Here is a 21,078-nt window from a genome sequence, read left to right as displayed (position 1 = left end):
CTCCTTTGTATGGTGTTGTTTCTTTCTAGAGTAGACGCCCCGGAACCCCCCTGTCATTCCCGCCACGCCCCGCTCCCGGTTGACGCGCAGCCGGCCCGGCGGTATGCTCTGCCGCCTTTTCCAGAACCTAGCGATTCAACGCGAGGGAAGTACTTTGGCGAATATTGCTTCTGCCCGTAAGCGGGCCCGTCAGGCGGTCAAGAACCGCGCCCACAACATGGCGCTGCGCTCCCGTTTCCGTACGGCCATGAAGGCCGTGCTGAAGCCGCTGCACAAGGGCGATGCCCAGGCTGCCGCCGAGGCCTACAAGTCGGCCGTGCCGGTGATCGACAAGACCGTGAGCAAGGGCCTGATCCACAAGAACAAGGCGGCCCGTCACAAGAGCCGTCTGAACGCCCGCATCCGCGACCTGGCCCAGGGCTAAGCCCCCGGGCATCTGGCCGGCCTCGCGCCGGCCGCGGATAGCTGAATCGCGAAGCCGCGCCCCGCAAACGGGCGCGGCTTTTTGCGTGGGTGGCATTCGGCGCGCCCCTGAACGTATTCCTCGCCGCTATCCCCCGTCATCGCGAGTCGCACAGCGACGTGGCGAGCTCTCGGGGTACCCCGCGACCGCCGCGTTCCTTCCACAATGAGGGTTACCGGGGCTGAAAGACGCGCGCCTCGCCCTCACCGCGCGGGTCGGAGGCGGCCTCCAGACGGTCGGCCTCGGGCTCCCACAGGATGGCGTGCATGTCGCCGAACGGGCGGACCTGAGGCACCAGCTGGTGCCCGCGCGCGACCAGCTGGCCGCGCAACTCGGCATCAAAGGCGCCGGTCTCGTGCTCGACCCGGTCCGGCAGGTACTGGTGGTGATAGCGCGGAGCCGCCACCACATCCTCGATGGACTGTCCCTCGAGCACCCCGAGGATGCCGTGCAGCACCATGGTGATGATACGGCTGCCCCCGGGCGTCCCCAGGATCGCCACCCGCTCGCCGGTGTCGACGAAGGTCGGGCTCATGCTCGACAGCGGCCGGCGCTGCGGCGCGATGGCGTTGGCCTCGAAGCCGACCAGGCCGTAGGCGTTGGGTTCGCCCGGTTTCGCCGAGAAGTCGTCCATCTCGTTGTTCAGGAGCACACCGGTGCCGGGCACCACATAGCCGGCGCCGAAGGGGTAGTTGAGGGTCAGGGTGGCCGCGACGCGGTTGCCCTCGGCATCGATCACGGAGAAATGCGTCGTCTGGCGGCTCTCGGTGGCGGCGGCCTCCGGGTGGTCGGCCTGCGGATCCACCGACAGCGGCAGGTAGCGGCTGGGGGTGGCCGTGTCCGGATGGATCGTGGCGCGCAGTCCGGCGGCGTAGTCGCGCGACAACAACCGCTCCAGCGGCATCTCGACATGATCCGGATCGCCCAGATACTCGGCCCGGTCGCGGTACGCGCGGCGCATGGCCTCGATGGTCAGATGGGCGCGCATGTCCGGCGCCAGTGCCTCGAGGTCATAGAATGAAAGGATGTTCAGGATCTGCCCCAGTGCCACCCCCCCGGAGGATGGCGGGGATGCCGTGGTGATCTCGGCCCCGTGGTAGTCGAGTCGGATCGGGTCGCGCTCGACCACCGCGTAACCGGCGAGGTCGTCCAGCGTCCAGATCCCGCCCGCCTCGCGCACCCCCGCGACCAGCAGCTCGGCCAGTTCGCCGGTATAGAACCCGTCGCGGCCGGCGTCCGCCAGGCGCCGCAGGGTCGCGGCCAGATCCGGCTGGCGCAGGGGCGCCCCTTCGTCCGGCAGCTGGCCGTCGTCCAGGTAGATGTCGCGCGCGTCTGCCCCGTCGCGCAGGGCCTGGTGGCGGAACCCCGCCATCTGCCGATAGCGACCGCTGACGGGCACGCCATCCTCGGCCAGACGGATCGCCGGGGCCAGGCTGTCCGCCAGGGACAGACGCCCGTAGTTCCGCGCGAGGTGATCGAGGCCGGCCGGCATGCCGGGGATGCCCGCCGCCAGCACGCCGTCCAGCGACAGTCCGTCGACCACCTCGCCTTCCGCATCCAGGTACATGTCGCGATGCGCCGCGGCCGGGGCGGTCTCGCGGGCGTCGACCATCACGCTGCGGTTTGAGTCGGCCTCGTACAGCAGGAAGAACCCGCCGCCCCCGAGGCCGGAGCCATAGGGTTCGGCCACGCCCAGCGCGGCGGTGATGGCCACGGCGGCGTCGAAGGCATTGCCGCCGTCGCGCAGCACGGCCTCGCCGGCCTCGCTGGCCGCGGGGTGGGCAGTGGCCACCGCATGCTGCCCAGGCCCGGCCCAGGCCAGCGGGGCGGCCAGTGCCAGGATGACAAGGACGGCGCCGCGCAGGAGGGGTCGATGCCAGTCCACGAGGTTGCCTACTTCGCGGCCATCAGGGCTTCATACTTGGCCTGGAGCTGTTCGCGGGTCTCCTTGTGATCCGGGTCCAGCGGGATGCAGTCGACCGGGCAGACATCCTGGCACTGCGGCTCGTCGAAGTGCCCGACACATTCCGTGCACAGATTGGGGTCGATCTCGTAGATCTCGTCACCCGGGTAGATGGCCTCGTTCGGGCACTCGGGCTCGCAGACATCGCAGTTGATGCATTCGTCGGTGATCATCAGGGCCATGGGCCAATCCTCGTATCCAGTCGCAGGGCCCGGCAGCTAGCGCTCCAGGCCGTTTTGTTCGGCCAGCATGCGCGCCACGCCGGGGCTCACGAATTTTGAGACGTCGCCGCCCAGACGGGCGATTTCCCGTACCAGACTCGAGGAGACGAAGCTGTATTCCTCGGCCGGTGTCAGGAACAGGGTTTCGACCTCCGGCGCCAGCTGGCGGTTCATCGCCGCCAGCTGGAATTCGTGTTCGAAGTCGGACACCGCCCGCAAACCGCGCAGGATCACGTTGGCGCGCTGGGCGTGGACAAAATGCGCCAGCAGTACGTTGAACCCCTGCACCTCGACGCCGGGGATTTCGCCCACGGCCTCGCGGGCCAGGGCCACGCGCGTCTCCAGCGGGAAGGCCGGGCCCTTGTTGGGATTGGCGGCCACCGCGATCACCACGCGATCGAACAGGCGGGCGGCCCGGCGCACGATATCGGTGTGACCATGCGTGATGGGATCGAAGGTGCCGGGGTAGATAGCGGTAACGGACATGGGCGAAAGGCCGGCCGGGAAAGCCCCCATTAGACCCCAAGCACCGCAAGCAGACAAAATGCGCCCGCCGCACCGCAACCAGGGAATGCCCCATGAGTGACGACTACCGCCCTCCGCTTGCCGACTACTGGGATCAGCTCGAGTCCCGCTACGGTGGCGGCTTCAATTTTCACCAGATCTCGCGCGACGAACTGGCGCAACTGGTGGAACACCTGCGCCACGCCGTGAAGGAAGACCCGCAGGTCACGGACGTCGAGAAACAGAACCTGGGCCTGGTCCTCAAGCACGCTGAACAGACGCTCGAGAAGCGCAAGTAGGCGCGCCGCACACGCCCCGGCCGGAGAGGACCGGCGTGCGCCGCGCAAGCGTGCACCCGCCTAATGGCGCTCCGCTAAAGCCGCGGAGTCCATCGTCGCGGCACAAGGCGGCAGGGCGCGGCATTCGGCCCCCGTGTCCGGCGCATCCGCCGCCGCACCGAGGGTGCGAGCGTAGCTGCCCGGCCCCGCCAGACCGGCCGCGCAGCTTGCCGCCTCGCGCGCCTGCTCACCGCACTCGCGGGCGATCAGTACATGCGCCAGGTTGTTCCACCCTTCGTGACGCGCCGGATCACGCTCCACGAGGTTCCGCAGGGCGTCCTCGGCCGTGGTCAGGTCGCCCTGGGCAAACGCCACGTTGGCCCGGCCCACATAGGGGATGGCCTCGTCGGGCCAGCGCTCCATCGCCGTTTCATAGCCAGTGGCGGCCGCCGCGAGGCGTCCGGTCTGCTCCAGCTCGTTGACCGCTCGCAGCCAGCGCAGGGGCGTGGCCGTTGCCGGCAGGGTGTCCGGTGCCATCACCAGGAAGGCCCAGCGTTCCCCGCGGACCCAGGTCCGCTCGAAGCGGGCAAACGAGTTCACATGGCGCTGGATGGGGCCGCTGCGCAGGAAGATCTCGCGATCTTCCAGGTCATAGCCGATCACCACCGCGAAGTGCCATTCCGGGATCAGGGCCACGCCGAGGTTCTGGAACACCACCACCGGGTTGCCGGCGGCCACTTCGCGCAGGACGGTTTCCAGTTGCGGCTCGATGCGGTAGGCGACCTGGTCGCGGGCCCGCACCGCCGCGCGCATCTCGGCCTGGAGACTGCCCTCGCGGCCGGGGAGGTAGACCTCCTCGATCAGGTCATCCAGCGCGGCGTCGATGCCGCGGGCGTTCAGGGCCGTGGCCAGGGCGGCGGGGCCGCACTGGTATTGCTCCTGCGGGAAGAAGGGCGTGTCCGTCAGTTCCACGCGGGTCGGCAGGTCGGCCGGGCGCTCGCTCGCCAGGCTCGCGCTCTGCGGCGCGGTGGCGCAACCGCCCAGGGCGAATGCGCCCATCACCAGGCCGAACACAAGAACGGCGAGCCCGGAGGCTCGCCGTCGGTTCCACGATGCCATGACCGCGTCAGCGGTTGGCGCGCGCCGGACCCACGAACGAGAAGATGTCGGTCACGCCGACCGCATCGAGGATCACGAACACCACGAACACGATGGCGACCACACCGAGGGCGCTGGCGGCGCCGGCCGGGTCGGTCTCCATGTGCGCCTCCAGGCGGGCGAGTTCCTCGTCGGTCAGACGCGCCACGCGCTGCTCGGCCCGTTCGGGGTCGACCCCCATCTCGATCAACTGGGCACGGACCTCGGCGTCATTGAGCTGTTCCAGCAACTGGGCGCGGGTGTCATCCGCGCTGGCCTGCTGGATCATGCTGCCGGTGTCGAGCATGCCCACGCCGGCGAAGGCCGGGGTGGCGGGCAGCAGGGTCAGCGTCAGCGCGACCAGGAAGGCCGCAGGGGCGGACAGGACTTGGCGAAACGAAGGGACGCGCATGGACAGACTCCTCGAATGGGGACGGGGTGCATAACGCTTACGAGTGTAGCGCGCCCACGGCGCAAGGGAACCGGCCGCGAAGAAAAATCGCGGCCGGAATCACAGGCCTCAGCTTTCGTCGGGGGCGTCAACCACGTTGATCTCGTACTCCAGGACCTCGACCCCGCGCGCCCAGGCCCCACCGCACACCGAGTTGTCACGCGTGCGTTCCTGGGTCTCGCCCGGACCGAGGGTGCGCCACAGGCGGGTGGTCGTGCGGACATCGTCCTCCAACTCGCCGGGGCAGTTGTAGGCGGTCTTGGTGACGCGCACCTCCAGCCAGTCGTCGGTGTTGTTGGTCGCCCGCCATTGGCCGCGCACGTTGGCACAGCCGTATTCGCGCATGCGGTACTCGAAGGTGACCTCGTCCGGCGAGCCATCGGCCGGCGCGAAATAGGCGCCCTGCGCGGCGACCTGGCCTGGCGCCAGGAATGCGGCGGCCAGGACGCTGGCGGCCGACAGGGCAAACGTGCGGTTCAGGATTCGCGTGTACATCGTTTCCTCCATCCGGTATCCGGTGTTGGCGCCCGTCTTGCGCGGGCTTGCAGTGCTGTAGACTCCGGAACCGCCCGTTTTGTGCCGATCCCGGTTGTCCGGCGGGGTTTTTCGCCTGCCCGCCTGGATCTTGCATCCCATCCTCGCAAACCGACCTGAAACGCATATGAACGAGATCATCCCCGACTCGACCCTGACCTGCCCGGAGTGCGGCCATCAGAAGACCGAGACGATGCCCACCGATGCCTGCCAGTGGTTCTATGAGTGCACCGGCTGCGGTGCCCTGCTGAGGCCGTTGCCGGGGGATTGCTGCGTCTTCTGTTCCTACGGGTCCGTGCCCTGTCCGCCGATCCAGCAGGAGGGCCCCGGTGCTTGCTGTACCCCCGGGAGGCCTTAGGGTCCGTAGTCCGCGTATCTACTCGGTCTTCACGTCGAATGGCGGGCAGCGTTTTGGCAACAGCTCGCCGCGGATGCGCGGGTAGCAGGGCAGGCCCCGTTCGAATGGCGGGGCATCCTCGCCCTGTATCAGCGGGCGCAGGTAGTCGCGCGCGGCCTGGGTGATGCCGTAGCCATCCGGGGTGATGTAGTTGCGCGGCATGCCCTGCTCGATGTCCGCGACGGTCTCCAGCGGGGTAAAGCCGATGCTCCAGCGGTACGGCTGGTTGGAGTCCCGGCGAATGATCGGCATGAAGGCGTCCTCGCCGGCCACCACCCCCTCCACCGCCGCGCGACCGCAGGCATAGGCCTGCTCCACGTCCACCTTCGATGCGATATGGCGCGAGGCGCGCTGGATATAGTCCACCACGGCCCAGTGCAGCTTGTGGCCGGTCTTTTCGCGGATCAGTTCGGCCAGGCGCGGGGCGGCACCGCCGAGCTGGGTATAGGCGTACACGTCGTGACTCTGCGCGACCGAGAACAACTCCCCGTCCGGGTTCTTGATGCCCTCGGAGACGACCACCACGCAGTAGCCGTGGCGCTCGATGGTCCGGTTCAGGTGGTCGAGGAAGTCGTCCTGGTCGAACGGGACCTCGGCGAACAGGATCAGCATCGGCGGCTGACCGTCGAACTCCTGCGCCAGCGCCGCGGCGGCCGCCAGCCAGCCGGCATGCCGACCCATCACCTCCATCACGAACACCTTGGTGGAACTGGTGTGCATGGACTCGACGTCCAGGCTGGCCTCGCGCACTGCCGTGGCGATGAACTTGGCGGCCGAGCCGAACCCCGGGCTGGAGTCGGTCACGGCAAGGTCGTTGTCGATCGTCTTCGGCACCCCAATCGCCTTGATCGGAAAGCCCATGCGCTCGCCCATCTTTGCGATCTTCAAGGCGGTATCCATGGAGCCGCCACCGCCGTTGTAGAAGAAGGTGCCGATGTCATGGGCGCGGAAGACCTCGACCAGGCGCTCGTATTGTTGCGGGTCCTTGTCGGGGTCACCCAGATCGAAGCGGCAGGAACCGAACGCACCGCCCGGCGTATGGCGCAGGGCGGCGAGGGTCAGCGGGTCCTCCTGGTCGAGGTCGATGATCTCTTCGCGCAGCACACCCAGGATGCCGTCGCGCGCCGCATAGATCTTGCCGAAATGGGCCGGGTGGGCGCGCACCGCCTCGATCACCCCCCAGGCGCTGGCGTTGATGACGGCAGTGACTCCGCCCGACTGGGCGTACAGCGCGTTCTGCGGCATGCGAATCCTCCATTTCCTGTTGGTTCCCGAAGGCCGAGCAAACACAGTGCCAGGCCGATCACGCCACGATCAGTACCGTGGATCGGCCCCTCCGGGTGCTTTTGCTACACTATGCCGCCTTTGACACCCGGCGCGCCGGGGCCGTTCGCCCCGCGACGGGGCTGCTGTGCCCCATTTCGCGCCGTGTCGCCCGATTCACAACAGCATCAGGATTGCATCATGCATATCGGTACCACTCTGACCAACTGCATTATCGAAACCCAGCGCGGCATCCAGGGCGCGACCGGCGAATTCACCGGTCTGCTGAACGACATCTCCGTGGCGTGCAAGAAGATCTCCGACCTCGTTGACAAGGGTGATCTGGTCGGCGTGCTCGGCTCCGCCGGCTCCGAGAACGTGCAGGGCGAGACGCAGAAGAAGCTCGACATCATCACCAACGAGGTGTTCATCGAGAGCCTGAGCCACAACGGCCACGCCGCCGGCCTGGCCTCCGAGGAGATGGACGAGATCTGCGAGATGCCGGCCAACGAGCCGCGCGGCCACTACCTGGTGCTGTTCGATCCGCTGGACGGTTCCTCGAACATCGATGTGAACGTTTCGGTCGGCACGATCTTCTCCATCCTGAAGGCCCCGGAGGGCGTCACCGATCCCAAGACCGAAGACTTCCTGCAGCCGGGCACCAAGCAGGTCGCCGCCGGCTACTGCCTGTACGGCCCGTCCACCATGATGGTGATGACCACCGGCCAGGGCGTGAAGATGTTCACCCTGGACAAGGACTTCGGCGAATTCCTGCTGACCAAGGACAGCGTGCAGATCCCGGAAGACACCCAGGAGTTCGCGATCAACATGTCCAACAGCCGCTTCTGGGAGGCCCCGGTCAAGCGCTACATCGACGAATGCCTGGCCGGCAAGGAAGGCGCCCGCGGCAAGGACTTCAACATGCGCTGGGTGGCCTCCATGGTGGCCGAGGTGCATCGCATCCTGTCGCGTGGCGGGGTGTTCCTGTACCCGATGGACACGAAGATGCAAGCCAAGGGCACGGCCGGCAAGCTGCGCCTGATGTACGAGGCCAATCCGATGAGCTTCATCATCGAGCAGGCCGGCGGCGCCGCCACCACCGGCCGCGAGCGCATCATGGACATCAGCCCCGAGGGCATCCACCAGCGCGTACCGGTGGTCCTGGGCGCGAAGAACGAAGTGGAGCGCATCACCAGTTACCACAACGAGGGCTGATCCCTACGCCCTTTACAGTCCGAGGCCCGGCCCCGCAAGGCGCCGGGCCTTTTTGATGAAGGCAATCGACCATGACCGACTATCGTAGCCGGCAAGACGTCCAGCCCGGACCGCCGCCTGCACCGGGCCGGGGCGAGGCCTTTCGCTACTGGCTGAAACTCGGTTTCATTTCGTTCGGTGGCGCCGCCGGGCAGATCGGGATGATGCACGAGGATCTGGTCGAGCGGCGGCGCTGGGTCTCGGAGAAGCGTTTTCTGCACGCGCTGAACTACGCCATGGTCCTGCCGGGTCCCGAGGCACAGCAGCTGGCGACCTATCTCGGCTGGCTGTTGCACGGGACCTTGGGCGGCTTGATGGCCGGACTGCTGTTCATCCTGCCTTCGCTATTCCTGATCGCCGGGCTTTCATGGGTCTACCTGGCCTTTGGCGATGTGCCGGCGGTGGAGGCGGTGTTCTACGGCATCAAGCCGGCCGTGGTCGCGATCATTGTCTACGCCGGCTGGCGTATCGGCGGACGGGTGCTCAATAACGGCCTGCTGTGGCTAATGGCCATCGCGGCCTTCCTGGCCATCTTCGCCCTCAACGTCCCGTTCCCGTACATCATCATCACGGCGGGGATCCTCGGCTGGCTGGGCAGCCGCGTCTGGCCAGAACGCTTCCAGAACGGCGAATCTCACGGGGCCGGCAGTGTTGAGTCGCGGGGCCCGGCGGTGGTGGATGACGACACGCCACCCGCCCCCTGGATGCAGTTTCGCTGGTCGCGGGTGATTCGCTTTCTGGTGGTGGGTCTGGGGCTGTGGGCCGCCGTGTTCGGGGCCCTGCTCGCGCTGTTCGGCTGGGACGCCACGCTGACCCGCATGGGGCAATTCTTTACCCAAACGGCGCTCGTGACCTTCGGCGGGGCCTACGCGGTCCTGCCCTATGTCTACCAGGGTGGGGTGGAGACCTATGGGTGGCTGAGTCCCGCGCAGATGATCGACGGGATCGCACTGGGGGAGGCCACACCAGGGCCGCTGATCATGGTGGTCACGTTCGTGGGCTTCATTGGCGGCTGGACCCAGGCCTTCCTGGGTCCGGATCAGGTCTTTCTGGCGGCCGTGCTGGGTGCGCTGGTCGCAACCTTCTTTACCTTCCTGCCATCATTCCTGTTCATCCTGGTCGGTGCGCCGCTGGTCGAACGCACGCGCGGGGATCTGCACTTCACGGGGCCGCTGACCGGCATCACCGCCGCGGTGGTCGGGGTGATCGTGAACCTCGCGGTCTTCTTCACCTGGCACGTGCTGTGGCCCGACGGCTTTGACGGCGCCTTCGAATGGTTCTCCGCCCTGCTGGGCATCGCCGCCTTCATCGCCCTGGCCCGCTTTCGCGTCGGGATCATCCCGCTGATCCTCGTTTGTGCGGGGCTGGGGGCGGGCCTCCAGCTCGCGTTCTGATCGCGGGGAGATGCCTCAGACGACGCGGCCTTCGGGTTGCGCGTCCGGGTCCTGGTGCAGGGTGGTCAGGTTGGCGACGGTGGTGTCGGCGATGTTGGTCAGCGCCTCGTGGGTCAGGAAGGCCTGGTGGCCGGTGACCAGCACGTCGTCGCGCTGCATCAGCCGCGCGAGGCGCCGGTCCGGCAGACCGGCCAGCGACCAGTCGTGGAAGAACAGCCCCGCCTCGGCCTCGTAGACATCCAGTGCGAATCCGCCCAGCTGACCCGAGTCCAGTGCGACCTCGGCGGCATCGGTATCCACCAGCGCCCCGCGCGCCGTATTGATCAGAAAGGCCCCGCGCGGCATCCGCGCCAGGGTGTCGGCATTGATCATGTGCCGGTTCTCCGGTGTCATCGGGCAGCTCAGGCTCACCACCGAGGACGCGGCCAGCAGCGTGTCCAGGTCCTGATACTCCACCCCCGCGGCCTGCAGCTCCGCATTCGGGTACGGGTCGTGCGCGAGCACCCGGCAGCCAAAGCCGAGCATGATCCGCGCGAAGGCCTGGCCGATCCGCCCGGTGCCCACCACACCCACGGTACGCCCGACGAGATCAAAGCCCGTCAGATGGTCGAGCCGGAAATCGCCGCGTCGGGTCCGCTCCCAGGCCCGGTGCACCCGGCGGTTCAGCGTCATCAACAGGGCGACGGCATGCTCCGCGATCGCGTTCGGGGAGTAGGCCGGAACCCGCCCCACGCGCACGCCGCGCTCGCGGGCCCGCGCCACATCCAGATTGTCGTACCCGGAGCAGCGCAGCGCGATCACGTGGATGCCCTGATCCGCCAGCCCGTCAATCACCCGGCGGTGCAGGTCGTCGTTGGTGAATACGCAGACCGCATCCGCACCCCGGGCCAGGTGCGCCGTCTCCGCAGTCAGGCGCTCGGCGTACACCACCGGCACCATTTCGGCGGCCACCAGCGCCGGTATCAGGTGCTCGCGATCATGCTGCTGGGTACTGAAGACGGCGACCTTCATCGCATCCCCCGGACAGTGGTTGGGCCAAACTCCAGCATAACCGGGAAAGGTTACACCCTGATTGGCTCGCGAGTCGGGATGGCCACACTCGGTTTCGAGCCACACGTAGCGAGTTCGCTACTGCGTGTGGCAAACGCTCCGGTAGCGATTCCAGCATGTGGTCGCCACACAAGCCGCCTACACCCCTACTGCCACTGCAGGGTGCTTTCCACTGACCCCGCGCTCTTTCCGGGGGTTCAAGCTGGCTAGTTCAGACGAGGTCGCGGGGGATCCGGACATCCCAGTTGCGGGCATATACCCTGCGTTCACCCTCGTACGCATCCAGCTGTGCGTGGATCTGGAACTCGTTGGGGGTCGAGGTGAGGACCGTACGGGTCACCGTGCGCACTTCCCAGTCGCCGCGCCGGAAGCCACGTTCCCAGAGGGTTTCCCCGCGCGCGGAGTTGAAGTCGTCGCCGCGGTAGCTGTACCACTCCAGCGCCTTGCGCTGCATCTCCAGATTCAGGTCATCCAGCTGGACGGTCCCCGCGTCATTGGTAACCGCGAGGGTCGATTCGTCCTCGGCCAGGTCGCGGATCACGCGCCAGTTGTGCTGCTGGGGGGTCAGCTGGTGGACGGACGTCGAGGGTGGACCACCCTCGGGCGGCGGGAAGGTGATGCGGGCGTCGAGATCCTCCCGTCGCCCCCGCCGTGGCAGCAGCAGACGGCTTGCGCCCGCCATGATCCGCAGCCGCACCGGATGCGGCGCCGGCCATGCCAGCGGGAAATACGAAGTGGACAGCGACAAGCGAATGCGATGCCCCGCCGGGAACTGCTGGGCCACATCGTTGAACTTGATCCGGACACGGTAGGTTTTATCGGGCTCCAGCGGCTGCGGGTTCTCCGCGCCTTCGCGGTGGGTCAGGTTGAGCAGGCCGTAGGTAACACGGGTGGCCTTGTCGTCGGCCGCCACGTCGGACAGCCGCGCCGCCACCATGGCGACGGGCCGGTCGACCCGTAGCTGCAACTCCAGCACTGCGGCACCCAGGATCTCCAGCGACTCCTCCAGTGGGGCACTGGTGAATACCAGGGCACCCCCGTCCTCTTCGCGCTGGTCGTGCGGCAGGTCGGGTGTCGCTGCATACGAGCACCACTTACCGGCAAAAAGTCCCACGCTCAGCGGTGACTGCAGCGTCATCTCGCGCTCCGGAGACGCGGCCGACGCGTGTTCCAGCCGCCCCGGCCAGGCCAGGGTCAATGGCTCCATCTCGACGTTCTTCGAGGGCCAGCAGGGTTCGCCCACCCAGCGCCCCGGGCGTTCCTCGTAGCGAGTGGTCGGCGGGACGCTGTCCTGGATCCAGGCACGCAGCATCGGCTCGTCCATGATCCCGTTGTCGACGCCCTTCAGCCAGTGATCCCACCAGCGCAGGCACTCCTGCAGGAAGCCGATCGCCGGGCCGGGCACGCCCTGATGCGGGTATTTGTGGCTCCAGGGGCCGACCAGGCCCAGGCGGGGTGCCTGGAGGTTGGCCAGCAGGCGGAACACGGCGTTGGAGTAGCCATCGGCCCAGCCGCTGACGGCCATCACCGGGATCTGCACGGCGGACCAGTCCTCGCAGATCGAACCGTGCTTCCAGTAGTCGTCGCGGCGCTGGTGGCGCAGCCACTTCTCCAGCCACAGCCCGCTGCCCTCCAGGCGCTGGAACCACATCTCGCGCCAGCGCTCGCCCACGATCTCCGGATCGGGGGGCAGGGAGTTGTAGGCGAACATGGTCGAGGCCCAGGACAGATTGTCGCCCAGCAGGCAGCCACCCATGTGGTGGACATCGTCGGCGTAGCGGTCATCGGTGGAACAGACGCTGACCACCGCCTTCAGCTCCGGCGGTTGCAATGCCGCGATCTGCAGGCCGTTGAAGCCGCCCCAGGAGATGCCGATCATGCCGACGCTGCCATTGCACCAGGGCTGCTCGCCCATCCAGCGCAGGACCTCCACGCCGTCGTCGAGCTCCTGCTGCAGGTACTCGTCCTCCAGTACCCCCTCGGAGTCGCCCGATCCGCGCAGGTCCACCCGCAGACAGGCGTAGCCGTGACCGGCGAAGTAGTGGTGGATCGCGTCGTCGCGCAGGCGGGTCGAGTCGCGCCGGCGATACGGGATGTATTCCAGGATTGCGGGGACGGGCCGCTGTTCGGCGCCCTCGGGGCGCCACAGTCGGGCGGCCAGGTGCGTACCGTCGGACAGCGGGATCGGGATGTATTCCTCGATTGCCACGGGGCAGGAAAGGTCGGTGACTGTTTTCACGTCGGCACGTTCTCCTCACGGCGGGGCGTGACGGGCTCGAATGCCATGGGCAGTCGCTCCATGACGCGCACGTAGGTTCGTTCCAGGTCGGTGTGGTTCGCAGCTCCCAGAAACAGTGTCGCCACCTCGTAGGAATAGCTGTCCTGCCAGCACAGCTCCGACAGCAGCATGCCCTCCTCGACCTCGATCTGAATGACCAGTCCCGGGAACTCGGCCTCGACGGCCGCAATCTCGGATGCCGTCGGAACCCGCACGACCCGCGCGTCCTGATGCCGCCGAACCATGAACTTGGCCGCACACGCGAATTCCCCCTGGCGATGCGGCATGGCGGGCTCGCGGCCCAGTCCGAGGTCGATCATCACCTGGTGGTGGTAGCAGCCATCGACCATCCGGAACAGCGGGGCGTGGGACTTGGAGATCCGGGTATTGATCTCCAGCAGCCAGATCCGGTCCGTGGCCTCGTCCCAGTAGAACTCCATGTTGAACGGGGCGCAGTCATAGCCCACCTGGCGGATCACGCGGTCCGCGATCTCGCCCATGCGCGCCTGCACCCCATCCGGCAAGGTCGACGGATACTGGTAGCGCGAGAACGACGAGCCGGCCGCACCCTCGCGCAGGGAGTCGACCGCACCATAGATCCGGACCTCGCCCTGCCAGGCATACCCCTCCAGGGTGCACTGGCGCCCCTCCGATATCAGGGCCTCGACGATGCAGTGGTTGCCGTCGATTCCGGCCACCTCCGGCGGCAACGTCGCGTGCCCCAGGACATGGTTGAAGGGTTCGCCAAAGCGATCGATCTCCCGGCGGATCCGCTGCATGGCACGCCGGAAGTCATCCGCATCGCCGATACGAAAGCCGAGATAGGAGAGCACCGACTTCACCGGTTTGATCCAGAACGGAAAGGCCAGCGTGACCTCGCGCAGGGGATCGCTGGAAAACGGGTTGACCGCACAGAAGGCCGGGATGTTTTCGGGCACCACGCGGGCCTGTTCCAGCCGGCTCCAGTACTTGTGTTCGCACTTCAGTACGCTTTCAAGGGTCGGCCCCGGCAGGTCCGCGGCCTGTCGCAGGATGGGCAGGATCGTGCTCACCGGGAAGTCCCAGAATCCGACCACGGCATCCACCGTGCCGGGAAACCGCTGCAACCGTTCGCGACCCTCGGTCAGTATCCGTTGGATCGGAAACCGGGCACAGGGCTTGACCTCCGCGCGCGTGAAGAGCGCGTGGAAGGCATAGTCCTCCGCCCCGGGCAGGGTCCGGAGCTGGGCCAGATGAAAGTCATCCAGACCGACCACAAAGATGTTGCGCTTCACCGGCGCCCCCGAAATCGCCACTGCCACCTCCGGGCCACCGGCCGTCAAGATCGCATCACGTCTTTCCCGGAGTGTGGCACGTATCGGCGCTATTTCCAGTCCGTCACGCGCTGGATCATGGTCGGCACCTGGCGCAATATGAGTGGCACCCGGGTCGGCGGGGCCTGCTTGCCTGCCGTTCGGAGCCACTGACCGGGAGTCGCCGATGGACGTGATCTCGCCAAAAGCCGTGGATACGCTGATCCGTCTGCTGGCCGGTGATGGCTACGAGGTGGTGGGTCCGACGCGGCGCGACGGGGCGATCGTCTACGACCGCGTGCAAGGCCTGGATGACCTGCCGGCGGGCTGGGGGGACGAGCACGCCCCCGGCCACTACCGCCTGCGCGAGCGTGACGACGCGGCCCTGTTCGGCTATGTGGTCGGGCCGCACTCCTGGAAGAAATACCTGTTTCCCCCGCAGGAGACCCTGTTCCGCCTGACCCGCCAGGCGGACGGCAGCTTCACCACCGAGCCGGGCGAATCCGACGCGTCGCCGCGTGCGTTCATCGGCATGCGTGCCTGCGAGCTGGCGGCGATCGGCGTGCAGGACCGGGTGTTCCTCGGCCAGACGGTGCAGGACCGCGGCTATGCAGCGCGGCGTCGGGACGTGTTCATGGTCGCGGCCCACTGCGCCGAGCCCGGCGCCACGTGCTTCTGCGCCTCGATGGATACCGGACCGCGCGCCCGCGAGGGCTTCGACCTGGCCCTGACCGAGGTGATCGATGCCACGCAGCATTTCCTGGTCATCGAGGCGGGGAGCGAGGCGGGGCGCGCGATGTTCGAGCGGCTGGAGCCGCGCCCGGCCACGGACGCCGAGCAGGCCGCGGCCGAACAGGTGTGGGCCGAGGCCCCGGAAAAGATGGGACGGCAGATGCCCGGCGACGCGCGCGAGGTGCTGAACCGGGCCTTCGAGCACCCGCGCTGGGAGGAGACCGCCGAGCGCTGCCTGTCCTGCTCCAACTGCACCCTGGTCTGCCCCACCTGTTTCTGTTCCCAGGTCGAGGAGGTGCCCGATCTGGAAGGTCTGCGCACCGAGCGCCTGCGGCGCTGGGACTCCTGCTTCAACCAGGAACACTCGCACCTGGTCGGCGGCGCCCACCGCGACTCGGTAGCCGCGCGCTACCGCCAGTGGATCACCCACAAACTGGCCACCTGGCACGATCAGTTCGACACCTCCGGCTGTGTCGGCTGCGGACGCTGCATCACCTGGTGCCCGGTGGGGATCGACATCACCGAGGAGGTGACCGCCGTGCGCCGCGACCCGGAGGGCCGGGGATGAAGGAGCTGCTGGCCATCCTTGAGGAACAGCCGTTCTTCGAAGACATGGACGAACGGCACCGGCGCCTGCTGGCGGCCTGCGCGGCCGAACGCAGCTACGCGGCCGGGGCCATCCTGATGCGCGACCACGAACCCACCGAGACCTTCTGGCTGATCCGCGAGGGCCAAGTGGCGCTGGAGGGTCGCCTGCGCGAGGGCAATGTACCCTTTATGACCCTGGGCCCCGGCGACATCCTCGGCTGGTCCTGGCTGCTGCCGCCGTACCGCGCGAGCTACGACGCCCGCGCGACCACCGACTTGCACACCCTGCGCTTCGACGCCGGCGTGCTGCGCGAGCGCATGGAGGCCGACCCGGCGCTTGGCTATACCCTGATGAAGCACTTCGCCGCGCTGATCGTCCAGCGCCTGCAGGCCGCGCGGCTGCAGGCGCTGGACATCTACAGCCACGGAGGGCCCGGGCATGGCACCTGAGACCCTGCAGCCCCGCGCCGACAGTGACCTGCCGGAACAGGCGATGGCGCCGCAGCCCTGGCGCATCCATTCGGTGCGGCCGGATGTCGCCAGCAACGAGGTGTTCAGCTGGACGCTGTACCCCGAACCGGGAGTCGACCCGGGGCCGCTGCCGACCCCCGGGCAGTTCAACATGCTCTACCTGTTCGGCGTGGGCGAGGTGCCGATCTCGGTCTCCGCCATCACCGAGGACAGCGGCATCGTGCACACCACCCGCGCGGTGGGCAGCGTGACCCGCGCGATGCAGGATCTGGAGGCCAGTGCGGTGGTTGGCCTGCGCGGGCCGTTCGGCACGGCCTGGCCGCTGGAACAGGCGCGCGGGCGCGACCTGGTGCTGGTCGCCGGCGGCATCGGTCTGGCCCCGCTGCGTCCGGTGATCCATGCGGCGCTGGAACGGCGCGACGACTTTGGCCATGTGGTGATCTGTTACGGCGCCCGCTCGCCCGGTGACATTATCTTTCGTGACGAGCTGGAGGCCTGGGGCGCGCGCGACGACATCGATCTGCGCATCACCGTGGATCGTGGCACGGCCGCCTGGCGCGGCGATGTCGGCGTGGTCACCCAGCTGGTCGATCGTGGCGGCTTCGACCGGCGCAACACACTGGCGATGACCTGCGGCCCGGAGGTGATGATGCGCTTCACCGCGTCCTCGCTGGAGCGCCGTGGCCTGAAGCCGGAAGACATCTACGTCTCCATGGAGCGCAACATGCGCTGCGCGGTGGGCTTTTGCGGGCACTGCCAGATCGGGGCGCATTTCGTCTGCCGCGACGGCCCCGTGTTCCCCTACCCGGTGATGGAACCGGCCTTCCGGATACGCGAACTATGAGACGGGAACAACCTACCCTCGCCGTATTCAAGTTCGCCTCCTGCGACGGCTGCCAGCTCTCGCTGCTGGACTGCGAGGACGAGCTGCTGGCGGTGACCGACCGGATCCAGATCGCGCACTTCCCCGAGGCCACCCGCACCCGCATCGACGGGCCCTGGGACCTGACGCTGGTGGAGGGCTCGATCACCACGCCGGAGGCGGCCGAAGAGATCCGCGAGATCCGCCGCGCGTCGAAGTTCCTGGTCACCATCGGCGCCTGCGCCACCGCCGGCGGCATCCAGGCCCTGCGCAACTTCGCCGATGTCGAGGCGTTCACCCGTCAGGTCTACGCCCACCCGGAATACATCGAGACCCTGGCCACCTCGGATGCGATCAGCCAGCACGTGCCGGTGGACTTCGAGCTGCGCGGCTGCCCGATCGACAAGTACCAGCTGCTGGAGGTCATCAGCGCCTTCCTCTACGGCCGCCGCCCGCAGGTCTCCAGCGCCAGCGTCTGCGAGGAGTGCAAGCGGGCGGGGCAGGTCTGCGTGATGGTCGCCCACGGCACGCCCTGCCTCGGCCCGGTCACCCACGCCGGCTGCGGCGCGCTGTGCCCCGGCTGCCACCGCGGCTGCTACGGCTGCTTCGGCCCCAAGGAGACGCCCAACGCGCCCGGTCTGTCCGGGCAGCTGGAGGCCCTCGGCATGGAGCGCGCCACCCGCGTGCGCTTCTACCGCACCTTCAATGCCGGCGCCGACGCCTTCCGCGAGGAGAGCGAGCGCGAAGAATCAGGAAACGGACCATGAGCGAGACCCGCACCATCGAAGTCGACTACCTCGCGCGCGTGGAGGGCGAGGGCGCGATGTACGTGCGCACCGAGGGCGACCGCGTGGAGGAGGTGAAGCTGTCGATCTTCGAGGCCCCGCGCTTCTTCGAGGGCTTCCTGCGCGGACGCGACTTCCGCGAGGCCCCGGACATCACCGCGCGCATCTGCGGCATCTGCCCGATCGCCTACCAGCTGGGCGCCTCGCTGGCGATGGAGGACGTCTGCGGGGTGACCGTGGACGGCGTGCTGCAGGACCTGCGCCGGCTGGCCTACTGCGGCGAATGGATCGAGAGCCACGCCCTGCACGTGTTCATGCTGCACCTGCCGGACTTCCTCGGCTATCCCGACGCGGTCACCGCCGCGAAGGACCACCCCGACATGGTGCGCAACGGCCTGCGCATCAAGAAGATCGGCAACGCCATCCTGCGCCTTTTGGGCGGGCGCGAGATCCACCCGGTCAACCTGCGGGTCGGCGGCTTCTACCGCACGCCGACGCCTGCCGAGGTCGCCGGGCTGCGCGAGGAGCTGGCCTGGGGCCTGGAGGCGTCCTGCGAGGTCGCCGAATTCCTCGCCACCCTCGACTATCCGCACCTGGAGCGCGACTACGAGTTCGTGTCGCTGGTGCACCCGGACGAATACCCGATCACCCACGGCCGGCTCGGCTCCGGCAGCGGCCTGGACGCCGCCATCCGCGACTACGACGACGTCTTCACCGAGGAGCACGTGGCCCACTCCAACGCCCTGCACAGCCACCGTTCCGACAGCGGCGAACCGGTGTTCATGGGCCCGCTGGCGCGCTTCGCGCTGAACCGCGAACGTCTTACCCCGCGCGCCGCCGAGCTGGCCGAGCGCGCCGGGCTGGGCACGGCCTGTCGCAACCCGTTCCGCAGCATCCAGGTGCGCATGATCGAGATCGTGCTCGCCTTCGAGGAGGCCCTGCGCCTGGTCGACGGCTACCGGGCCGCACCGGCCGAACCCGCGCTGCCGGTCACCCCGCGCGCCGGCACCGGCTTCGGCGCCACCGAGGCCCCGCGCGGCATCTGCTACCACCGCTACCGCATCGACGACGCGGGCATCATCACCGACGCCAAGATCGTCCCGCCCACCTCGGTCAACCAGCCCACCATCGAGGCCGACCTGCGCGAACTGGTGCAGACCCGCCTCCACCTGCCGGACGACGAACTGCGCCACCACTGCGAGGTCGCCATCCGCAACTACGACCCCTGCATCTCCTGCGCCACCCACTTCCTCGACCTCACCGTCGACCGCCAGTAAGGCCCTGCGCGAAGGAACGCTTGACTCTACGAGAGCAAAAAACACCATTCTGGTATAATTTCTACACCATGAAGTCATTCGAGTTCGACGAACGGAAGAGTCGATCGAATCTGGAGAAACACGGCATCGACTTCGTGACCGCCCAGGCCCTCTGGCGTGACCCCGATCTGCTGGAGATCCCCGGCCGCACGGAGGACGAACCCCGCTTTCTGGTGATCGGTCGCATTGAAAGAAGGCACTGGACCGCCGTTGTCACTCACCGAGAGGCCTGCGTTCGTATCATTTCCGTACGCAGGTCGCGCAAAGAAGAGGTTGCGCTGTATGAAAGCGAAGACATTTGACGGGCGCTTTGACAGCGGAGAAGAGATGACCGATGCCCTGGACCTGTCAAGGGCCAAACGCCCGCTGCGCAAACAACGGCGGGTAAACGTGGATTTCCCGGACTGGATGATCGAGTCCCTGGACCGAGAAGCCAGCCGATTGGGCGTCACCCGTCAATCCATCATCAAGATCTGGCTGGCGGAGCGGCTGGAAACGACCACTGCTGCCCGGAAAAGCGAGGGCGCGCCGCGTTAGTCACCGCCAGGTATCGACTGGGAGCGCCCCGTGGCACGACCATCCGGACAGAACCCTCAGGAAAAACGGCTGTTTCCGGCCTCCGAGACCGAAGAGTGGCGATCGGATCTGAGCGACGAGCGCCGCGAAGAAATTGTCCAGGCGGCACGAAACACCTCCATAGCCCCGGAACGCCCGCAAAAGGCGTTGGCTACGCCTCCCGTCATGCCAATCACCGGCAAAGGGCCGTTGGTGATCGGCATTGGCAACCCCTGGCGCGGCGACGACGGCATCGGCCACGCGGTAGTCGATGCACTCGAAGGCACGGCAGGCCTCGCCACCGCGAAAAGCCACGGCGAGCCCGCCGAACTGATGGAGCTGTGGCAGGGCCACGACCCGGTGATCCTGGTCGATGCCATCGTCACCGGCGCCGCCCCCGGCACCCTCCACCGCCTGGACGCCCGCGAGCCCCTGCCGCGCGGCGCGCGCTACTCCTCCCACGGTATCGGCCTCGCCGAAGCCGTCGAACTCGCCCGCTCCCTGGGCGATCTCCCGGGCACTCTTATCGTCCACGGCATCGAGCCCGCCCGCCTCGAAAATGGTGCCGGGCTCTCACCCGAGATCTCAGCTGCCATTTTCCAGATGAGCCGGAACATCCTGAAGGAATTCACCAGGCCCCGGCCTGACGCTTCTCGCTGACCGGAACCCTATGGGGGACGGATCAGGCGGAGGATGAGGCCGGGAAGGTAAAGGACTCAGCCCGGCCGGCCCGGATGCAGTTGCTTTCGCTGGCGCCCAGGTAGAGATACCAGGTTTGCTGGGTAAGAGGTTCCGGCTGCGTGAATACTTCCGGGGCCAGGAGCGCCAGATTGGCGCCTCGCTGAGGATCGCGCACGGATTCATAACGGATGGCCTGGATACCGGCTCGTCGTGCCTCTGCGGCGAGCGCCCGGGTGGCGGTGTAGTCGTCCGGGTGGGTCCATTTGGCGTGATCCCGGTTTAGCGGCGGACGGGTGAGGTCCAGGTGTCTCGGGGTGAGCCAGGCGGTTGTGTGCGTCAAGTTGTGCAGAAGTGAGTGGGCCATGTTCGGTTGGTCGGTATGGCTCAGGCGGCCTCGGCCTGCCGGAGCAAGATCTTCTTGTGCTCTTTGAGCAGATCCATGTTCAGGTAGCGGTTGTCCTCCAGCCAGCCTTCGTGGATTTCGACGGCCAGGGCCCGCACCAGACGTAGACAGCTGTGGGTGTTGGGGAAGATCCGGACCACCCGGGTCCGGCGCCGGATCTCCTCGTTCAGCCGCTCGAGCATGTTGGTGCTCTTCATGTGCTTGTG

25 protein-coding genes are annotated in these 21,078 nt (G+C 67.6%); 13 read left to right on the top strand and 12 right to left on the bottom strand.

What is annotated here, in order from left to right; translation table 11 throughout:
* Positions 1 to 154: 154 nt before the first annotated feature.
* Positions 155 to 424 (top strand): 30S ribosomal protein S20, encoded by a 270-nt coding sequence (gene rpsT, locus F793_RS0100125; RefSeq protein WP_018880926.1) that lies wholly within the window; start codon positions 155 to 157, stop codon positions 422 to 424.
* A 211-nt stretch (positions 425 to 635) separates the two neighbouring features.
* On the opposite strand, the gene ggt is transcribed toward rpsT, so the two are convergent.
* Genes ggt through coaD form a run of 3 tightly spaced genes read right to left on the bottom strand, consistent with a single transcriptional unit; the run spans position 636 to position 3,133 of the window.
* Positions 636 to 2,348 carry a gamma-glutamyltransferase gene (gene ggt / locus F793_RS0100120; protein WP_018881998.1) on the bottom strand — a complete coding sequence of 571 codons (1,713 nt, stop codon included), beginning with the start codon at positions 2,346 to 2,348 and terminating at the stop codon, positions 636 to 638.
* An 8-nt stretch (positions 2,349 to 2,356) separates the two neighbouring features.
* Positions 2,357 to 2,608, bottom strand: a complete 252-nt coding sequence (locus F793_RS0100115) for a YfhL family 4Fe-4S dicluster ferredoxin (protein WP_017942992.1) — start codon at positions 2,606 to 2,608, stop codon at positions 2,357 to 2,359.
* A 36-nt stretch (positions 2,609 to 2,644) separates the two neighbouring features.
* Positions 2,645 to 3,133, bottom strand: coding sequence for a pantetheine-phosphate adenylyltransferase (coaD, locus tag F793_RS0100110; protein ID WP_018867926.1), 489 nt, complete (start codon positions 3,131 to 3,133; stop codon positions 2,645 to 2,647).
* A gap of 92 nt (positions 3,134 to 3,225) precedes the next feature.
* Between coaD and F793_RS0100105 the strand changes: the two genes are divergently transcribed.
* Entirely contained in the window at positions 3,226 to 3,450 is a 225-nt protein-coding gene (locus F793_RS0100105) for a hypothetical protein (RefSeq protein WP_018877013.1), read from the top strand.
* 60 nt (positions 3,451 to 3,510) lie between these two features.
* Here the strand turns inward: F793_RS0100105 and F793_RS0100100 are convergent, their stop codons facing one another.
* From F793_RS0100100 to F793_RS0100090, 3 genes are all read right to left on the bottom strand, one after another.
* Positions 3,511 to 4,488 (bottom strand): PA2778 family cysteine peptidase, encoded by a 978-nt coding sequence (locus tag F793_RS0100100; protein ID WP_051074721.1) that lies wholly within the window; start codon positions 4,486 to 4,488, stop codon positions 3,511 to 3,513.
* Positions 4,489 to 4,555: 67 nt separating this feature from the next.
* Positions 4,556 to 4,978, bottom strand: coding sequence for a PA2779 family protein (locus tag F793_RS0100095; RefSeq protein WP_018867923.1), 423 nt, complete (start codon positions 4,976 to 4,978; stop codon positions 4,556 to 4,558).
* A 108-nt stretch (positions 4,979 to 5,086) separates the two neighbouring features.
* Complete coding sequence (locus tag F793_RS0100090; protein ID WP_018867922.1) at positions 5,087 to 5,524, bottom strand: hypothetical protein; 438 nt, start codon at positions 5,522 to 5,524, stop codon at positions 5,087 to 5,089.
* Positions 5,525 to 5,678: 154 nt separating this feature from the next.
* Between F793_RS0100090 and F793_RS0100085 the strand changes: the two genes are divergently transcribed.
* Complete coding sequence (locus F793_RS0100085; protein ID WP_018878207.1) at positions 5,679 to 5,909, top strand: GDCCVxC domain-containing (seleno)protein; 231 nt, start codon at positions 5,679 to 5,681, stop codon at positions 5,907 to 5,909.
* Positions 5,910 to 5,927: 18 nt separating this feature from the next.
* On the opposite strand, the gene F793_RS0100080 is transcribed toward F793_RS0100085, so the two are convergent.
* Entirely contained in the window at positions 5,928 to 7,193 is a 1,266-nt protein-coding gene (locus F793_RS0100080) for a 6-phosphofructokinase (RefSeq protein WP_018877010.1), read from the bottom strand.
* A gap of 219 nt (positions 7,194 to 7,412) precedes the next feature.
* On the opposite strand from F793_RS0100080, the gene F793_RS0100075 reads away from it, so the two are divergent.
* Together F793_RS0100075 and chrA are read left to right on the top strand one after the other, a co-directional pair.
* Positions 7,413 to 8,426 carry a class 1 fructose-bisphosphatase gene (locus F793_RS0100075; protein WP_018877009.1) on the top strand — a complete coding sequence of 338 codons (1,014 nt, stop codon included), beginning with the start codon at positions 7,413 to 7,415 and terminating at the stop codon, positions 8,424 to 8,426.
* 71 nt (positions 8,427 to 8,497) lie between these two features.
* Positions 8,498 to 9,859 (top strand): chromate efflux transporter, encoded by a 1,362-nt coding sequence (gene chrA, locus F793_RS0100070; protein ID WP_018882000.1) that lies wholly within the window; start codon positions 8,498 to 8,500, stop codon positions 9,857 to 9,859.
* Positions 9,860 to 9,874: 15 nt separating this feature from the next.
* Here chrA and F793_RS0100065 read toward each other — a convergent pair whose 3' ends face one another.
* The 3 genes from F793_RS0100065 to F793_RS0100055 form a co-directional block, all read right to left on the bottom strand.
* Complete coding sequence (locus F793_RS0100065; protein WP_018879303.1) at positions 9,875 to 10,870, bottom strand: 2-hydroxyacid dehydrogenase; 996 nt, start codon at positions 10,868 to 10,870, stop codon at positions 9,875 to 9,877.
* A gap of 250 nt (positions 10,871 to 11,120) precedes the next feature.
* The gene (locus F793_RS0100060; RefSeq protein ID WP_018882001.1) at positions 11,121 to 13,118 is read right to left on the bottom strand and encodes a CocE/NonD family hydrolase; all 1,998 of its coding nucleotides are present in this window, start codon (positions 13,116 to 13,118) and stop codon (positions 11,121 to 11,123) included.
* Between the two features lie 26 nt (positions 13,119 to 13,144).
* Complete coding sequence (locus F793_RS0100055) at positions 13,145 to 14,482, bottom strand: acetyl-CoA carboxylase biotin carboxylase subunit family protein (RefSeq protein ID WP_018879305.1); 1,338 nt, start codon at positions 14,480 to 14,482, stop codon at positions 13,145 to 13,147.
* 184 nt (positions 14,483 to 14,666) lie between these two features.
* Between F793_RS0100055 and F793_RS0100050 the strand changes: the two genes are divergently transcribed.
* From F793_RS0100050 to F793_RS0100015, 8 genes are all read left to right on the top strand, one after another.
* A complete protein-coding gene (locus F793_RS0100050; RefSeq protein ID WP_018882002.1) occupies positions 14,667 to 15,779 on the top strand; it encodes a sulfite reductase subunit A in 1,113 nt (370 codons plus the stop codon).
* A complete protein-coding gene (locus F793_RS0100045; protein WP_018867911.1) occupies positions 15,776 to 16,249 on the top strand; it encodes a cyclic nucleotide-binding domain-containing protein in 474 nt (157 codons plus the stop codon). The genes F793_RS0100050 and F793_RS0100045 overlap by 4 nt, the downstream gene beginning before the upstream one ends.
* Positions 16,239 to 17,114, top strand: a complete 876-nt coding sequence (locus F793_RS0100040) for an FAD/NAD(P)-binding protein (RefSeq protein WP_018880919.1) — start codon at positions 16,239 to 16,241, stop codon at positions 17,112 to 17,114. The genes F793_RS0100045 and F793_RS0100040 overlap by 11 nt, the downstream gene beginning before the upstream one ends.
* On the top strand, positions 17,111 to 17,899 hold the full coding sequence (locus tag F793_RS0100035) for an oxidoreductase (RefSeq protein WP_018867909.1): 789 nt from the start codon (positions 17,111 to 17,113) through the stop codon (positions 17,897 to 17,899). Before F793_RS0100040 ends, F793_RS0100035 begins: the two co-directional genes overlap by 4 nt.
* Positions 17,896 to 19,194: a Ni/Fe hydrogenase subunit alpha gene (locus tag F793_RS0100030; RefSeq protein WP_018882003.1), complete on the top strand. Its 1,299-nt coding sequence runs from the start codon at positions 17,896 to 17,898 to the stop codon at positions 19,192 to 19,194. Before F793_RS0100035 ends, F793_RS0100030 begins: the two co-directional genes overlap by 4 nt.
* Positions 19,195 to 19,262: 68 nt before the next feature.
* Positions 19,263 to 19,535, top strand: coding sequence for a BrnT family toxin (locus F793_RS0100025; protein ID WP_018878197.1), 273 nt, complete (start codon positions 19,263 to 19,265; stop codon positions 19,533 to 19,535).
* 25 nt (positions 19,536 to 19,560) lie between these two features.
* The gene (brnA, locus tag F793_RS0100020; protein ID WP_018878196.1) at positions 19,561 to 19,770 is read left to right on the top strand and encodes a type II toxin-antitoxin system BrnA family antitoxin; all 210 of its coding nucleotides are present in this window, start codon (positions 19,561 to 19,563) and stop codon (positions 19,768 to 19,770) included.
* A 204-nt stretch (positions 19,771 to 19,974) separates the two neighbouring features.
* Positions 19,975 to 20,448, top strand: a complete 474-nt coding sequence (locus tag F793_RS0100015) for a hydrogenase maturation protease (RefSeq protein WP_018878195.1) — start codon at positions 19,975 to 19,977, stop codon at positions 20,446 to 20,448.
* A gap of 22 nt (positions 20,449 to 20,470) precedes the next feature.
* On the opposite strand, the gene F793_RS0100010 is transcribed toward F793_RS0100015, so the two are convergent.
* Positions 20,471 to 20,833: an RES domain-containing protein gene (locus F793_RS0100010; RefSeq protein ID WP_018882005.1), complete on the bottom strand. Its 363-nt coding sequence runs from the start codon at positions 20,831 to 20,833 to the stop codon at positions 20,471 to 20,473.
* A gap of 20 nt (positions 20,834 to 20,853) precedes the next feature.
* Positions 20,854 to 21,078 (bottom strand): transposase (locus F793_RS13295; protein WP_026279207.1); only part of this gene is annotated, 225 nt, incomplete at its 5' end.

This window comes from Thioalkalivibrio sp. ALE22, from assembly GCF_000381445.1.
Taxonomy (GTDB): domain Bacteria; phylum Pseudomonadota; class Gammaproteobacteria; order Ectothiorhodospirales; family Ectothiorhodospiraceae; genus Thioalkalivibrio.
This window is presented reverse-complemented; position numbering and strand designations above follow the sequence as displayed.

Excerpts from the sequence above, each read along its gene's own strand:
- F793_RS0100040 (WP_018880919.1), top strand. The coding sequence starts at position 16,239 with ATGGCACCTGAGACCCTGCAGCCCCGCGCCGACAGTGACCTGCCGGAA.
- F793_RS0100050 (WP_018882002.1), top strand. The coding sequence starts at position 14,667 with ATGGACGTGATCTCGCCAAAAGCCGTGGATACGCTGATCCGTCTGCTG.
- F793_RS0100100 (WP_051074721.1), bottom strand. The coding sequence starts at position 4,488 with ATGGGCGCATTCGCCCTGGGCGGTTGCGCCACCGCGCCGCAGAGCGCG.
- F793_RS0100095 (WP_018867923.1), bottom strand. The coding sequence starts at position 4,978 with ATGCGCGTCCCTTCGTTTCGCCAAGTCCTGTCCGCCCCTGCGGCCTTC.
- F793_RS0100030 (WP_018882003.1), top strand. The coding sequence starts at position 17,896 with ATGAGCGAGACCCGCACCATCGAAGTCGACTACCTCGCGCGCGTGGAG.
- brnA (WP_018878196.1), top strand. The coding sequence starts at position 19,561 with ATGACCGATGCCCTGGACCTGTCAAGGGCCAAACGCCCGCTGCGCAAA.
- F793_RS0100105 (WP_018877013.1), top strand. The coding sequence starts at position 3,226 with ATGAGTGACGACTACCGCCCTCCGCTTGCCGACTACTGGGATCAGCTC.
- F793_RS0100010 (WP_018882005.1), bottom strand. The coding sequence starts at position 20,833 with ATGGCCCACTCACTTCTGCACAACTTGACGCACACAACCGCCTGGCTC.
- F793_RS0100025 (WP_018878197.1), top strand. The coding sequence starts at position 19,263 with ATGAAGTCATTCGAGTTCGACGAACGGAAGAGTCGATCGAATCTGGAG.
- F793_RS0100085 (WP_018878207.1), top strand. The coding sequence starts at position 5,679 with ATGAACGAGATCATCCCCGACTCGACCCTGACCTGCCCGGAGTGCGGC.
- coaD (WP_018867926.1), bottom strand. The coding sequence starts at position 3,133 with ATGTCCGTTACCGCTATCTACCCCGGCACCTTCGATCCCATCACGCAT.
- chrA (WP_018882000.1), top strand. The coding sequence starts at position 8,498 with ATGACCGACTATCGTAGCCGGCAAGACGTCCAGCCCGGACCGCCGCCT.
- F793_RS0100080 (WP_018877010.1), bottom strand. The coding sequence starts at position 7,193 with ATGCCGCAGAACGCGCTGTACGCCCAGTCGGGCGGAGTCACTGCCGTC.
- F793_RS0100035 (WP_018867909.1), top strand. The coding sequence starts at position 17,111 with ATGAGACGGGAACAACCTACCCTCGCCGTATTCAAGTTCGCCTCCTGC.
- F793_RS0100065 (WP_018879303.1), bottom strand. The coding sequence starts at position 10,870 with ATGAAGGTCGCCGTCTTCAGTACCCAGCAGCATGATCGCGAGCACCTG.
- F793_RS0100015 (WP_018878195.1), top strand. The coding sequence starts at position 19,975 with ATGCCAATCACCGGCAAAGGGCCGTTGGTGATCGGCATTGGCAACCCC.
- F793_RS0100115 (WP_017942992.1), bottom strand. The coding sequence starts at position 2,608 with ATGGCCCTGATGATCACCGACGAATGCATCAACTGCGATGTCTGCGAG.
- F793_RS0100045 (WP_018867911.1), top strand. The coding sequence starts at position 15,776 with ATGAAGGAGCTGCTGGCCATCCTTGAGGAACAGCCGTTCTTCGAAGAC.
- F793_RS0100090 (WP_018867922.1), bottom strand. The coding sequence starts at position 5,524 with ATGGAGGAAACGATGTACACGCGAATCCTGAACCGCACGTTTGCCCTG.
- F793_RS0100075 (WP_018877009.1), top strand. The coding sequence starts at position 7,413 with ATGCATATCGGTACCACTCTGACCAACTGCATTATCGAAACCCAGCGC.